The organism is Candidatus Nomurabacteria bacterium, assembly GCA_023898465.1.
Taxonomy (GTDB): domain Bacteria; phylum Patescibacteriota; class Patescibacteriia; order HK-STAS-PATE-3; family HK-STAS-PATE-3; genus HK-STAS-PATE-3.
In genome coordinates this window covers 606,598-619,236 of the sequence record CP060223.1, presented here as the reverse complement: position 1 = coordinate 619,236, position 12,639 = coordinate 606,598, and the positions used below count along the sequence as shown (strand labels likewise).

The window sequence follows — 12,639 nt, the reverse complement described above, 5'->3', positions numbered from 1 at the left end:
TGATTTGCATATGGCTTATTTGAGCCCTTTCTCTCTCTGTTCGGGGTGTAGCGCAGTTGGCTAGCGCGCAGCGTTCGGGTCGCTGAGGTCGGGAGTTCGAGTCTCCCCACCCCGACCAGGGAAGGGAAATAAAAATTAGTAATTAGCAAGATTCATTGTGAGCACACGATCAGATTCATCTGCTGCCCTCAGATTCAAGCAAAAGCAAATACGCATTCGACAAGAGACTGATCAAGCCCTGAAACAAATTTTTCAGGCCGAGTCAGTGCACATGCAAAAAGTGCATTCTCCAACGCTTCAGCAAGGCTTTCACCTGCTTAGGGAATTTACTATGCGTCCGGCAAGTAAACGAGTTCGCGCGATGTTGGTGTATTTGGGCTACGAAAGCACAGGGAAGAGGGCTCCCAAAAAACTAGCCCAACTCGCTGCGGTAATCGAGATAGTGCATAACTACCTACTTATCCTAGATGATATTGCTGATCGAGATGAATTTCGTAGAGGTGGATCAACTGTTCATGAGGCTTTTCGCAAGACAATTCCGGGTAGCCGTGCTGATAAACACCATCGAGGGGTAAGTATGGCAATGTTTACTGGAAATTATGCGTCACTACTTGCTTTCCGCTATCTCATGTTAATGCGCTGGCCAGCTCAAAAGCTTCAGGAGGCGATTGTGTATTTACTCAAAAGCCTTCAGCATGAAACCTATGTAGGCGAGTTTATGGATATTGAGCAATCCTGGTTGCATAGGACAAATAAAAATGTCATTACGACGATAGCAGAGCTGAAAACTGCCTCATATACTTTTTCGCTACCACTTACCATGGGGGCAATTTTAGCAGGGGCGAATTCAGCGACTCGTCGAGACCTTCAACATTATGCGATCCCGGTGGGCGTTGGTTTTCAATTAGCTGATGATTTATTGGGCTTTACTCCGCAACGTCACAGTGGCAAACCCTCGAACGATATACGAGAGGGGAAGGTAACCGAAATTATTTTAAGGGCCCGAAAAAAATTGAAACAGCGAGATAGACAGAATCTTGATGCGCTTTTTGCAAAATCAGTTCGTACGCAGACAGAGATAAAAGAGGTCCGTCGCATTATCGGGAAGACAAAGGCGCTGGAAGAGGTGCAGAGCATGGCAAATGCGCAGGCCGAGAAAGCCAAGCAAGTTTTACAAAAAAGTCGACACATTGATGCTGATTGTGCTAGCATGCTGTCGGTGTTAGCCGATATAAGTGTATATCGTACTGCTTAATTATGACGCAGAAAGTTCCCCAACATATCGCGATTATCCCTGACGGAAACCGACGCTGGGCAAAGGATAATCATTTGCCAAGCTTAGAAGGACACCGTCGTGGGGCTGACGTGACCGAAGAGGTTTGTTTTGCGGCAATTGACCAGGGCGTAAAAGTGATGACCTTCTGGGGCTTTTCATCGGAAAACTGGACACGCCCGAAACGTGAGGTTCAATATCTCTTGGCCATGTTTGCTCATCTATTAACTGATCGGATTGATCGCTTTCATGAGCAGGGTATCCAGCTCCGTGTGTCTGGTCGCATGGATGAATTTCCTAATAAGCTACAAAAACTACTTCAGGCAGCTATAGAGAAGACCGCTCAGAACAAACGAGGTATTGTGCAGCTTTGTTTGAATTATGGCGGGAGGAATGAGATTGTTGATGCAGTGAAAAAAATTGTAAAGGAGAAAATTCCTGCTGAAAAGATAGATCAAAAAACCATTGCCCAGTATTTATATCAGCCAGATTTACCGTCGCCGGACTTGATCCTAAGAACTTCGGGCGAGCAGCGCAGCTCAGGTTATCTCTTGTGGCAAGCAGAATACGCCGAATTTTTCTTTCTCAAGAAGCATTGGCCAGCCGTGACTCGACGTGATATTATTCGAGTGATCCAAGACTTTCAAAAGCGGCAACGTCGCTTCGGCTCATGAATCACATGCAGAAAAAAACATCACCTAAGCTTTTCATCGACCTAAGTACGCCCATAGGTCGTTTTGCAATTCTTGTTTTAATGGCTGGAATTTTTTCCCTATATTTTCCGATCAATCAAGCCTGGGGGACAGTGCATTCATTTAAGCTGCCTATTGATGATCAGCTTCCCATTGTGTCAGAATTTGTCATTGTCTATGTGTTTGGCTTTTTTGGCTGGGGCGCAGCCTATGTGCTTTGGACCTTGTGGCGACTTCCAAAAGCCTACCTTCGCTTCATGCTTGCCATGCTCTTCGCGGTGGTAATGGCTTACATAATTTATTTAAGCTATCAATCAACTGTTCCACGCCCAGATCTGGAAGTTCAAAACGGCTTTGACCAAATTTTGAAGTGGGTCTATGGGCAGGGGAGACGGTATAATTCCTTCCCATCAGGTCATACCTACACCACTGTCATATTATTGCTCTCGACATTGACCATAGTGCGAAATCGTTATTGGCGAGCGTTCTTCATAGTACTGGGACTTAGCATCATCCTCTCCACTGTACTCCTGAAGCAACACTATGTGCTTGATCCATTAGCCGGAATCGTGGTAGCGAGCTTTGCGTGGTGGTTAAGTGGCCAGGCTATTTCATACGTCTATCCGGTTAACCCTGAGCAGAAAAACCTTCCTCAATAGCTAAGGCAGGCGTTGCCAGGAAGGCTGTTTTTGGCTATTCTTCGGTTGTACTATGGAAGACTTATTTACGAATGCACGCGCACCTGAGCGAGATCGAACTGCTCCTTTAGCTGATAGGATGCGGCCAAAGAGCTTTACTGAGTTCCTAGGTCAGGAGCAGGTGGCCGGAGAGGAAGCGGCCCTACGGCAGGCGATTCAGAACGACGAGCTCTATTCCATGATTCTCTGGGGGCCGCCCGGGTCGGGTAAAACCACGCTCGCTCGATTGATTGCTGAGCAGACTCAGGCAAAATTTATCCAGATGTCTGCCGTTACTTCGGGCATTGCTGATTTGCGTAAAGTGGTTCAGCAAGCTGGCGATGACTGGCGATTTCATGGTCGTCGGACTATTCTTTTTGTGGATGAAATTCATCGCTGGAATAAAGCCCAGCAAGATGCTTTTTTGCCACATGTTGAAAATGGTGAAATTGTGTTAATTGGTGCCACGACCGAAAATCCCTCTTTCGAAATTATTGCCCCGCTTCTTTCTCGATGTCAGGTATATGTTTTAGAGCGACATAGCCCTGAGGATTTAGCAAAGCTGTTGAAACGTGCACTGAGTGATAAGTTGCGAGGGTATGGAGAGTATAAGGCAAAACTTGCACCCAAGGCCGTTGATTTCCTCCTCGGAGAAGCTAATGGAGATGCTCGCGCCCTGCTTAATAGCTTAGAGATCGCCGTCAAAACTGCGGCGCCTGATGCAAAAGGAGTGCGGCATCTCACCTTAGCGCATGTGCAAAGTGCTATACAAAAACGACATCTGCTTTTTGATAAAAAGGGCGAGGAACACTACAACATTATTTCTGCTTTTATTAAATCGATGCGTGGGTCTGATCCAGATGGAGCCGTCTATTGGCTTGCGCGAATGTTGGAAGTCGGCCAGGACCCACTTTTCATTGCTCGTCGTATGGTTATTTTTGCTTCCGAGGATGTGTCATTAGCTGATCCAAATGCGTTGCCGCTGGCTATTGCCGCCTTTCAAGCAGTTCAAAGCATTGGCTTGCCAGAATGCGCCCTTAATCTCTCGCATTGTGCGATTGCGCTCGCTCTCGCCCCTAAGAATAATAGTACCTATCAAGCATTATTACGTGCGCAAAAGGATGTGCGTGAGAGTATGAACGAGGCCGTGCCTTTACACTTACGTAATGCGCCAACCAGTCTAATGAAAGATTTAGGTTATGGACGTGATTACAAATACTCGCATGACTATGATGCAGAAGAGGGGAAACAAAGTTATTTACCAGCCCGCCTAGCCGGTCGTCGCTATTATATTAGTTATCGACAAAAGCGTGGACGAGGAAAAAAGGGAAAATCCTGAGAAGCAACAGCGCTATATCTTCGGCGTGTTTGAAAAACACTGGGGCGCGGAAGAGTGGTTTTTACTAATTTCCTTTCTTTGTATTGTTGGGGCGAGCGTTTTCTTCCTTACCCACCCAGCTACACAGAGAAGCGTGGCTGAGTGGTCAGAGGCTTGGCAAGATGCTGCTATTCGGTATGGATATCTCGGCACCTTCATTGTTTCCATAATTGGCAATATTACTGTTTTTAGTCCTTTACCGTATGCGGCGGTCGTTTTTTTCCTGGCCGCTTTTGGTCTCCATCCACTTTGGCTAGGTATTTTGACCGGCCTGGGGGCAACCCTGGGCGAATTAGTGAGTTATGGTGTGGGGTGGTCTGGCTCAAGTCTATTTAAAAGGAAAAGACCAGCTTCTTATCAGGCTATTAGAGCCTTTGTGCATCGTCGCCCTGTAGTAACTCAAGTCTTGATTGTTGCTTTTGCTAGTTTACCTCTACCCGATGATATGCTCACTTTACCCTTGGGTATGATACGTTATCCACTCTGGCACCTGATACCCGCCATGCTTTTTGGCAAGATTCTTGCAGGACTAGGCATTGCGATTCTGGGTCTTTTTGCTCATGATGTGGTATTTAGCACAGAAATTTCCCTTGGCAGCGTAATAATGAATGCATTTTTATTTCTTCTTTTCGTTTTTTTGATTTATGCCTTGGTAAAATTACCCTGGGCAAAAATTCTCCAAAAAATCGAGAAAAATGAGCTGCCCGAAGACAAGTAAGCTGGTCATGAACGCATTCATTTGATATCCTAATTCCAGGAGGAAAATATATGGCTACAACACGAATTCTTATTCTCGAAGACACTGAAACGATCCGACGACTCTACCGGGTACTTTTCGAGAAGTCAGGTTTTACCGTACTAGCCTTAGCTGATGCTTCTCGAGTATTAGCGGAGGTAAAGGAGTTTAAGCCAGATTTAGTTTTAGCTGATTTACTCATGCCTAAAATTGACGGCTATGAGGTAATTAGAATTTTGCGTGCAGATCCTGAGACAAAGAAATTGCCTATTATGGTAATTTCAAACTTAGGGGATATGGTAAGTCAGCAGCGTGTGGCATACCTAGGTGGTAATGATTTTATTGTGAAGTCAAATTTCGACCCTCATGCTTTAGTGAGTCGAGTGCGTGATTTCCTGGCAGGCAAGATTCCGAAATTGGAAGTTGATCCAAAAATAGCTGGATTTTTAGAAGCAGAGGAGCGGGCAAATCAGGAGCATAACAAATTGAGTCCAGAAGAAAAACAATATGCTTGATGAAAAATGGGAAGAAATTTGTGAGATGATAGAGGAGAAGCTGGATTTACAGTCGAGGTCGACTGAGCCAGACGAGGATGGACACGGTGCTACCGAGACACTTATTTTTCGTGGCCCCCAAGGAAACATGAAATTAAGTCGTAGCGTACGCGGACGATTTGTGGGAGAGAAGGCGATTGTATCAAAGCGCATTGGTGGAGATGTGCAGATTGAAAAAGAGTATAGCGACACCGAGACAGTTGATTTCTTGCAACTCTTTCGCCAGGACCCAGAAAGTGGAGAGTGGGTCGAGTTGCAGTTGAGCGATTTAGGATTGAGTAGCGAGTAGTCTTGGATGCCTGAGTTACCGGAAGTCGAGACACTCCGACGAGTTTTACAGCCCGTATTAAAAAACCGGGAGATTTTATCTATCCAAATATTTCATCCGAAGTTAGTGAAAGAATCTCCATATTCAGTTAAGCGCGCCGTACATGCAAAAATCACCGCAGTAAAAAGACGAGCAAAAATATTTTTACTAGAGCTTGATAATGGCTACACCCTTTGTGTGCATTTAAAAATGACTGGCCAGCTTATTCATCGCAACGCGGAAGGTGTAATAAGGGTTGGGGGACATCCAATTCACAATGGTTTGCAAAATTTGCCAAATACCTTCACTGGGGCTGTGTTTTTGCTTTCCGACAACACGCAACTATTTTTTAATGATCAGCGTCGCTTTGCCTACCTGCATTGTCGTAAGACTGGTCAATTAGCTACGTGGTTTCAATCTTTAGGCTTAGGTCCTGAACCTAATCAACAGCTTCGCTTCCAGACTTTTTTGGAACGACTACATCGACATCCTAAAGCGAGAATTAAAGATGCGCTATTGGACCAGAGAGTTTTGGCTGGTCTGGGTAATATATATGCCGATGAAGTAAATTACGCGGCTAGGGTTCATCCACGACGTCGAGTGGTCAGTCTAAATAATCAAGAATTATTAGCCTTGTATCGGGCAATACTCAGAATAATAAAGTTAGCCGTGACTAAAAAGGGGACGACCTTTCACCACTTTGGTAAAGGGAAAGGTATGGGAGGAAGCATGCAAAAATATCTACATGCCTATGGTAGAGACGGGCAAAACTGTCACCAATGTGGTACCATATTGAAGCGGGAAAAAATAGGTGGACGCTCAGCCCACTATTGCCCCAAATGTCAGGTACTTCATTAAGTTTACTTTTCTATGTTTGATGCGCTCTTGTCGATTCTCTTTGGTCTAGTGCAGGGGGTTACTGAATTCTTTCCAATATCGAGCTCTGGTCATCTTGTCGTACTCCATGCTATTTGGCCTGATTTTTCAGCTGCTGATGCTTTAGCTTTTGATGTTGCTCTTCACGTGGGTACCTTATGTGCCTTGTTGGTTTTTTTCCGTCGCGACCTTTGGCGTATTTTCTTAGCAGGAATTCGATCAATAACACGGAGGCCTGATCAATCAGATTCACGTGAACGTCGTATGTTTTGGTATCTCGTGGTAGGCAGTATTCCGGCCGCTCTCGTTGGATTATTTTTTGAATCCTTCTTAGCTGATACATTCCGGAGCGCTGTTTCCGTTGGGGTAACTTTATTCATCGGCGGTCTCTTTTTCTTCTGGGCAGATCGTCAGGAGGCTAATCGCACAGGGGAGAGCATTGCCTTTAAAGATGTTATTTGGATTGGCTTAGCACAAGCTTTAGCCCTGGTGCCTGGTATTTCCCGTTCAGGTAGCACTATTGTGGCAGGACGCTTCCTTGGATTACGTCACTATGATGCAGCTCGCTTTTCCTTTTTGCTATCTGTCCCGATTGTCTTTGCGGCTGCAGTGAAGGTTTTAGCTGAGCTTGCATCCCAGGGCGTAGACAGTCAAGAGATATTTACTATGCTTTTAGGTTTTGCCAGCTCCTTCATTACCGGTCTTATTGCTATTCGTTTCCTACTTCGTTTTTTTCAGTCACACACCTTACGAGGATTTGCCTGGTATCGTATCGCACTCGGCATCTTGCTTATCATATTCTGGCTTTAAAAAGCGACAAACAAAAAACCCTGACGCTCTGCCAGGGTTTTTTGTAGCGACGAATTAGAGAGAGTCGCCGTTTTTTGGTACGAACTTTAATGGGCGGAAAAGCGTGATCAAGAGTCCGCCGATGATACTTAGCCAGGGGAACCAGGCTGCAGTGCCGTCGCAGCGGAAGGCAAAGAAGATTGCCAGAGCCGCGGCAGTAAGAACTACGGGTCCAATCCAGATCCAGCTGTCATCAGTGCCTCGAACCATGTAGTAGAATCCGTAGAGGAGAACGAAGTAAACGATCATAGTGAGTAGCCATCCCCACCAGTGGATATCCCAGCAACTTGCTTCGTTCGCTTCCTCATCAGTCATCATTTCTTCATCACCAGTCATTTCATCATTTTCACCGAGTACTTCACCGCTTGTACTCTCATTTTCTTCACTCACATTGCTATTTGATGTGTTGGCATTACTAGTGCTTACATTTGTATTTACCACTCGAGCGGTTTGACCAACCACGTCTACTTTGGCGCTGACAGTTTCAGAACTTACGGTTATAGTGCCTTCGCCAACTTGCGTAGCAGTAAAGACTCCCTCAGTACTGAGGGTGCCGATATTTCCGCTTAATGACCAACGAAGCTCAGGATTTGAAATTTGGTTATTCCAAGCGTCATAGGCTCGAGCGCTGAACTGTTTCACTTTCGTCACGGTGACATACTCAGGATAAGAGTTCGGATCAATTACGATGTGCTGAACAGGGCCAGGTGTGACATTTACCTTCGTGCTGATAGTACGGCCGGAGTAGTCAGCGTTAATAGTCCAGGTCCCGGCACTGCGAGCCTGATAAAGACCCCCAGTGATTGTGCCGGTTGGATCGGTAGTGCTAAAGCTCGCGTAGTTAGTTGCATCCCAGCTTGCACCAGTATCGCGATTAGTGGCCTGCAGGCTGAATTGCATACTTTCTCCCGCCGTGATCCCTGCTTGAGTAGGGGAGATTACGAGGTCAATATTTGCCTCTTCAGCCAGGACGGTGCTTGTCCAGCTGGCACTTACTAAGACGAACGCAGCGATGAATATGCTTTTCAGCATAGTTCGCCACGACATTGTTCGCATCCCTCCAACAGTTTGCGGTTTAGTCATAGCCATATCGGTGAATAGTTAATTTTCTATTAATGCTCCGTCAATAACGAGTCGTTGTTTGGTTGAAAACATTGGGGCGCAGGTGAAAAGTGTGAGTTTAGGCTCCTCAGTGTTGTCGAGGATTTCCACCTGGTGCGGGTCGACTAAATACGTTTTGCTTATTTGGTAGTCGTACTCTTTTACTTGTCCATCCTGTCCTTTCCAATACACTATCACGATATCGCCAGCCTCTAAACGATCAGCCAGGGCGAGGGTATTGGGTCCGGCGAGATACTGGAAGCGATGCACAGTCAGGACTGTATTGCCGCCTTTTTCAGGTGTCGAAGTTTGCGGCAAACGCCATGATCCGCGGAAAAGTGCGGACTCATTCTCTCCTTCAACAATCTGCATGTTCACCCCAATTTTTGGGATGACGAGGCGGCTTTCTGAGGGGAGTGTATCAGCAACGTCTGGGAGGTGTCCACCATTTTCCTCGACATTCGTTTCTTGTAGTTTAGTGCTGTAGGGATATGCGGGTTCTGGATGAAAAAGCTCGTAGCGAATGGCAGGGAAGAAGGGGTAGAGGATAACGCCAATTCCAATAAGAATAAGTACAATAGCCAGAATACGCACTGTGCGAAGTCGTCGCTGACTCCATCCAATCTGTGGCATTGCCTTACTGCTCTGCTTAGTTTGTTTGAGCTCCCCCGAGGCCTTGGTATCGCTTGGCATTATTTTTCTTCAATGCGCTTATCGTGTTCTTTACTGTGAGGGGCGAAAATAAGAGTCGTTACACCTAGGGCTAATAAGAGAGCGGCAGCATAGATGAGTAGCCAATCCCAGAAGCTCATACCTGTTGGACTTAACTCAGTCTCTGCGCCGAGTACTTGTCCTTCTTGAGCTGCAGACTCCTGACTTGTTTGATTTAGAGCCTCAGCCTCTGCTCCTAGAACGAGAGGCTGCCGAACAATATAAATATGGTCAGATGTTTGCATTGCTACATTTGTAGCACTTAACGCTAACTTGCCAATATATTCTTGATTGAGTAATCCTGCATCAGCGCGCACCGGATAACTTACTTCGACCTGCTGACCAGCTGGAATTGTGCCGAGTGAGTATGACAACTCTCCTTGATCAGCGGAATGCAGTCCTTCTGGAAGTACTTCATGTAATTGCACACCATTTGCATCATCAGAACCAGAATTATCAATAGTGAGTGTTACGGTTATTTCACCACCAGGCTGGAGAATAGGGGAGGAAAGCTGAGAGCGATATTCAAGCTTAGGGCTCGACATTATTGCGCTGTTTGCTTGCGCGGAAATTACCTCAGTCTCGTCACTGTCTAGTGTTGCCTGAAAAGATATTTCCGTACCATTTGGCGCAGGTGTTAAGGCGCTAAATGTGGCAGTCTCGGTATAGTCGCCAATTTCCTTGTTTGAGTAACTCCATTCTACACTTTGCGTCACATCGTTGATTGCGCCATTACCACTATTCTCAAGCAGAATAGCTCGGGCCGGGAGCGCTAAAGAGAGGACAACATTACTCGTGCTGAAATCGCTAATTGAGTAGCGAAGTGTGTAGGTAAAAGTAGCCCCAGCATCTACTTGGCTTGGGCCATCTAGCGCTAACTGTACAATTGGAACTTGCGTTTGGGTTGGCCGCTCGATGCTCTGCGCAGAAGCAAAACCTCCTGTCAGAAGGCCTAAAGTGATAAGGATGACAGTGAGGTTTTGCCGTGTACGCATTGTTTCTTAGTTAAGGTGGCTGCGGCTGTAGCTGCGGCGGAGTGTGAGCGCGCCAGCTACAATAATTACTGAAGCAAGGATGAGGAGGAGGTAGTCCATAACTCCTGCACCTGTTTCTGGCAGCGTGTCCTCAGCACCTAACACCTGACCTTGCGCGGTGTTGGTATCTTCTGTACTTGCTTCATCAGAGACGCCAAGTACTTGACCAGCACTGACGCTTACCGTAGCAGTTGCTGTCACTGGGTCAGCGTTGTCAGCTCTGGCTGTTGCAGTGTTTACATAGTCACCGCTGCTTACGCTGTTGCCGACTGTTACTTCATATGAGGTGCTAATGGAATCACCAACTGCCAGGTCGCCCAAATTCTTAGTGAAGGAGGCGAGGCTATTTTCAGTAGTGAGGAATCCTTGTGGCAGTACATCGCTCAAGCTAACATTATGAGCAACATCGCTACCCTCGTTGCTAATGCGAACAGTATAGAGCAGAGTTTCGCCAGTTTTTGCTGTACTTACGTTTACTAATTTTTCAACGCTTAAGACTGGTTGAGATGAAACAGTCACTTCTGCATTATCCTGGATTTGGGTAAGTCGGTCACCGGAGAGTAGGGCAGTGTTTGTTACCACGGTGCCATCCGGGATTGTGTCATCAAGCGCTAAGGTGATGGAAACAGAATAGCTGCCTGGATTCACTGTGCCGAGGCTCCATGTCACTGTTCGCGCATTTGCATCATAGACGCCGCTGTCACTTGCGCTAATAAAGTTTGTGTACTGTGGCAGTTGATCTACCAAGACCAGATTTGTAGCTGTAGCATCAGCAACGGTGTAGTTTAAGAGATAGGAAACATTAGCACCACTTGCGCTAGCATTTGCCAGAGCCTCTTTCTCTAGTGTGATAACAGGAGTTCGCTCTCCTTGATTATCACCATCATCAATTACGTGGTTACCAAAGTCACTTCCTTGTAACACTTGGCCATCGCTGATAATGCTGTACGGACCAATCGGATCAAGAAGAGGGAAGCTTTGTTCCCATCCGTCTTGCATAGTTTCATTTAGCCAGTAGCTACCTTTTTCTAATCCGTCAAAAACATAGTTGCCATTAGCATCAGTAACGTCACTTGCGACGAGAGACATGCTATCAGTGATTGGTCCGTTATTAAACCAAATCCCGAGACAGCTTAAGTCAAGCTTACTGAGGATGCCATCTTGGTTAAGATCGGCATCAGCCATGTTGTGCACGTAGTGATCGGTCCAGCCAACAAAGTCACCGAGATCAATAACATCATTCGTGCTGTCGTAATTATAGTCGTCAAAATCCTGAGAGCAGGAAGTCAGGAGGTTGATAGTCCAACCCTCAAGTCCTGTTTCAGCATTGTCCCAGATGCCATTTGCATCTTCATCATTCCATTTCTGACCCTGGATGGTGCCAGTACAGATGCCATAGATCTGCTGAGTGCTGACTTGACTCTCGTTGTTTGAGAGGTTGCGCTCACGATATTGGGCCTGCAGTGTAGGACCGTCTTGTTGAGTAATGGTTGCGGTATTTACGATTGGACCACAAGTAGCTTGACTTGCGTCAAACCATACGCGGAATGAAATCGTATCGCCATCACCAGGCTGAATAGCATCAATGTTCCATACGGCGTCATTTCCATCCAAAGTTGGTTGGGGATCGATTTCCATATCAGCTAAACCGCTTGGCAGGACATCCCGAATCTCCACATTGTAAGCTGGCCAGTCACCGTTATTCTCATAGGTGAGAGTGTAATCGATGTAGCCAAGCTGTTCCTCAACAATGGTCTTGGTAATGCTGAGATCTGGCGCCATTGGGCAGAAATTTTCCGTGGAAGTGACCGTAATATCAAAACGATGATCAACCGGAGTTGTGTCGGGTCGCTTTGCCTGTAAATTGGCCGTGTTGGTTAGGTCAGCGCAGTTCTCAAGTGCTTCATTATCGATGACTGTGCTTAGATAAATTTCACCCGAAACACCAGCGCCCAAAGTGCCTAAATCCCACTTAATAACCCCACCGGCTTCATTTCCGCTTGGAGTTGAGCTGAGATATTGCAATTCATCAGGCAAGGTGTCAGTGACTACAGCGTTATAGACCGGCACAGCGCCTGTATTCTCATAAGAAAGAATGTAGTTCGCCATTCCAGCAGGGCTGTTTGTATCAAAGGTTTTTTCGAATACAAGCTGGTCAGTGCCTTGTGTTTGTGGGGCGATTCCACCGCCACCGCCCTCAGAACCATCCTGATCAAGAGGCAGGACCGCAGCAGCCGATAGCAGTGGCTGGGCGATTAAACCGAAAATAAGTCCACCCACAAGAATGCTGCGGGCTGGAGTACTAAGGAGACGTAGTGTTTTTAGTGCGAAGATTCGCATAATTTACAGAGTTAATGGTATTGAAAAAGGCGGCTATGATGCCGAAATGTGTAATTGAGAGTGAATGTTGAGTACCACGTACAACATGGAATTCACGCTGGTAAATAGCAT

General features: G+C 46.3%; 13 protein-coding genes and 1 tRNA gene. 10 read left to right on the top strand and 4 right to left on the bottom strand.

Annotation, left to right across the window (positions count from 1 at the left end; all coding sequences use genetic code 11):
* The first annotated feature begins 41 nt into the window (after positions 1 to 41).
* From H6760_03065 to uppP, 10 genes are all read left to right on the top strand, one after another.
* Positions 42 to 118, top strand: a tRNA-Pro gene (locus H6760_03065).
* A gap of 39 nt (positions 119 to 157) precedes the next feature.
* Positions 158 to 1,255 (top strand): polyprenyl synthetase family protein, encoded by a 1,098-nt coding sequence (locus tag H6760_03060; GenBank protein USN53135.1) that lies wholly within the window; start codon positions 158 to 160, stop codon positions 1,253 to 1,255.
* 2 nt (positions 1,256 to 1,257) lie between these two features.
* On the top strand, positions 1,258 to 1,947 hold the full coding sequence (uppS, locus tag H6760_03055; protein ID USN53134.1) for a di-trans,poly-cis-decaprenylcistransferase: 690 nt from the start codon (positions 1,258 to 1,260) through the stop codon (positions 1,945 to 1,947).
* A 5-nt stretch (positions 1,948 to 1,952) separates the two neighbouring features.
* Entirely contained in the window at positions 1,953 to 2,624 is a 672-nt protein-coding gene (locus tag H6760_03050) for a phosphatase PAP2 family protein (GenBank protein USN53133.1), read from the top strand.
* 52 nt (positions 2,625 to 2,676) lie between these two features.
* The gene (locus tag H6760_03045) at positions 2,677 to 3,981 is read left to right on the top strand and encodes a replication-associated recombination protein A (GenBank protein USN53132.1); all 1,305 of its coding nucleotides are present in this window, start codon (positions 2,677 to 2,679) and stop codon (positions 3,979 to 3,981) included.
* A complete protein-coding gene (locus tag H6760_03040; GenBank protein USN53131.1) occupies positions 3,953 to 4,738 on the top strand; it encodes a VTT domain-containing protein in 786 nt (261 codons plus the stop codon). Before H6760_03045 ends, H6760_03040 begins: the two co-directional genes overlap by 29 nt.
* 50 nt (positions 4,739 to 4,788) lie before the next feature.
* Positions 4,789 to 5,271, top strand: a complete 483-nt coding sequence (locus tag H6760_03035) for a response regulator (protein USN53130.1) — start codon at positions 4,789 to 4,791, stop codon at positions 5,269 to 5,271.
* Complete coding sequence (locus H6760_03030) at positions 5,264 to 5,599, top strand: hypothetical protein (GenBank protein ID USN53129.1); 336 nt, start codon at positions 5,264 to 5,266, stop codon at positions 5,597 to 5,599. Before H6760_03035 ends, H6760_03030 begins: the two co-directional genes overlap by 8 nt.
* Before the next feature lie 6 nt (positions 5,600 to 5,605).
* Positions 5,606 to 6,475: a bifunctional DNA-formamidopyrimidine glycosylase/DNA-(apurinic or apyrimidinic site) lyase gene (gene mutM / locus H6760_03025; protein USN53128.1), complete on the top strand. Its 870-nt coding sequence runs from the start codon at positions 5,606 to 5,608 to the stop codon at positions 6,473 to 6,475.
* Positions 6,476 to 6,487: 12 nt separating this feature from the next.
* Positions 6,488 to 7,303, top strand: coding sequence for an undecaprenyl-diphosphatase UppP (gene uppP / locus H6760_03020; GenBank protein ID USN53127.1), 816 nt, complete (start codon positions 6,488 to 6,490; stop codon positions 7,301 to 7,303).
* Positions 7,304 to 7,357: 54 nt separating this feature from the next.
* Here uppP and H6760_03015 read toward each other — a convergent pair whose 3' ends face one another.
* The 4 genes from H6760_03015 to H6760_03000 are packed head-to-tail and all read right to left on the bottom strand — an operon-like array spanning position 7,358 to position 12,528.
* Positions 7,358 to 8,425: a hypothetical protein gene (locus H6760_03015; protein ID USN53126.1), complete on the bottom strand. Its 1,068-nt coding sequence runs from the start codon at positions 8,423 to 8,425 to the stop codon at positions 7,358 to 7,360.
* Between the two features lie 18 nt (positions 8,426 to 8,443).
* Complete coding sequence (locus H6760_03010; protein ID USN53125.1) at positions 8,444 to 9,136, bottom strand: sortase; 693 nt, start codon at positions 9,134 to 9,136, stop codon at positions 8,444 to 8,446.
* Positions 9,136 to 10,149: a DUF11 domain-containing protein gene (locus tag H6760_03005; GenBank protein USN53124.1), complete on the bottom strand. Its 1,014-nt coding sequence runs from the start codon at positions 10,147 to 10,149 to the stop codon at positions 9,136 to 9,138. Before H6760_03005 ends, H6760_03010 begins: the two co-directional genes overlap by 1 nt.
* Positions 10,150 to 10,155: 6 nt before the next feature.
* The gene (locus H6760_03000) at positions 10,156 to 12,528 is read right to left on the bottom strand and encodes a DUF11 domain-containing protein (protein USN53123.1); all 2,373 of its coding nucleotides are present in this window, start codon (positions 12,526 to 12,528) and stop codon (positions 10,156 to 10,158) included.
* Positions 12,529 to 12,639: the final 111 nt, after the last annotated feature.

Coding starts and splice junctions, on each gene's coding strand:
- mutM (USN53128.1), top strand. CDS start 5,606: ATGCCTGAGTTACCGGAAGTCGAGACACTCCGACGAGTTTTACAGCCC.
- H6760_03015 (USN53126.1), bottom strand. CDS start 8,425: ATGACTAAACCGCAAACTGTTGGAGGGATGCGAACAATGTCGTGGCGA.
- H6760_03005 (USN53124.1), bottom strand. CDS start 10,149: ATGCGTACACGGCAAAACCTCACTGTCATCCTTATCACTTTAGGCCTT.
- H6760_03050 (USN53133.1), top strand. CDS start 1,953: ATGCAGAAAAAAACATCACCTAAGCTTTTCATCGACCTAAGTACGCCC.
- H6760_03035 (USN53130.1), top strand. CDS start 4,789: ATGGCTACAACACGAATTCTTATTCTCGAAGACACTGAAACGATCCGA.
- uppP (USN53127.1), top strand. CDS start 6,488: ATGTTTGATGCGCTCTTGTCGATTCTCTTTGGTCTAGTGCAGGGGGTT.
- uppS (USN53134.1), top strand. CDS start 1,258: ATGACGCAGAAAGTTCCCCAACATATCGCGATTATCCCTGACGGAAAC.
- H6760_03045 (USN53132.1), top strand. CDS start 2,677: ATGGAAGACTTATTTACGAATGCACGCGCACCTGAGCGAGATCGAACT.
- H6760_03030 (USN53129.1), top strand. CDS start 5,264: ATGCTTGATGAAAAATGGGAAGAAATTTGTGAGATGATAGAGGAGAAG.
- H6760_03010 (USN53125.1), bottom strand. CDS start 9,136: ATGCCAAGCGATACCAAGGCCTCGGGGGAGCTCAAACAAACTAAGCAG.
- H6760_03000 (USN53123.1), bottom strand. CDS start 12,528: ATGCGAATCTTCGCACTAAAAACACTACGTCTCCTTAGTACTCCAGCC.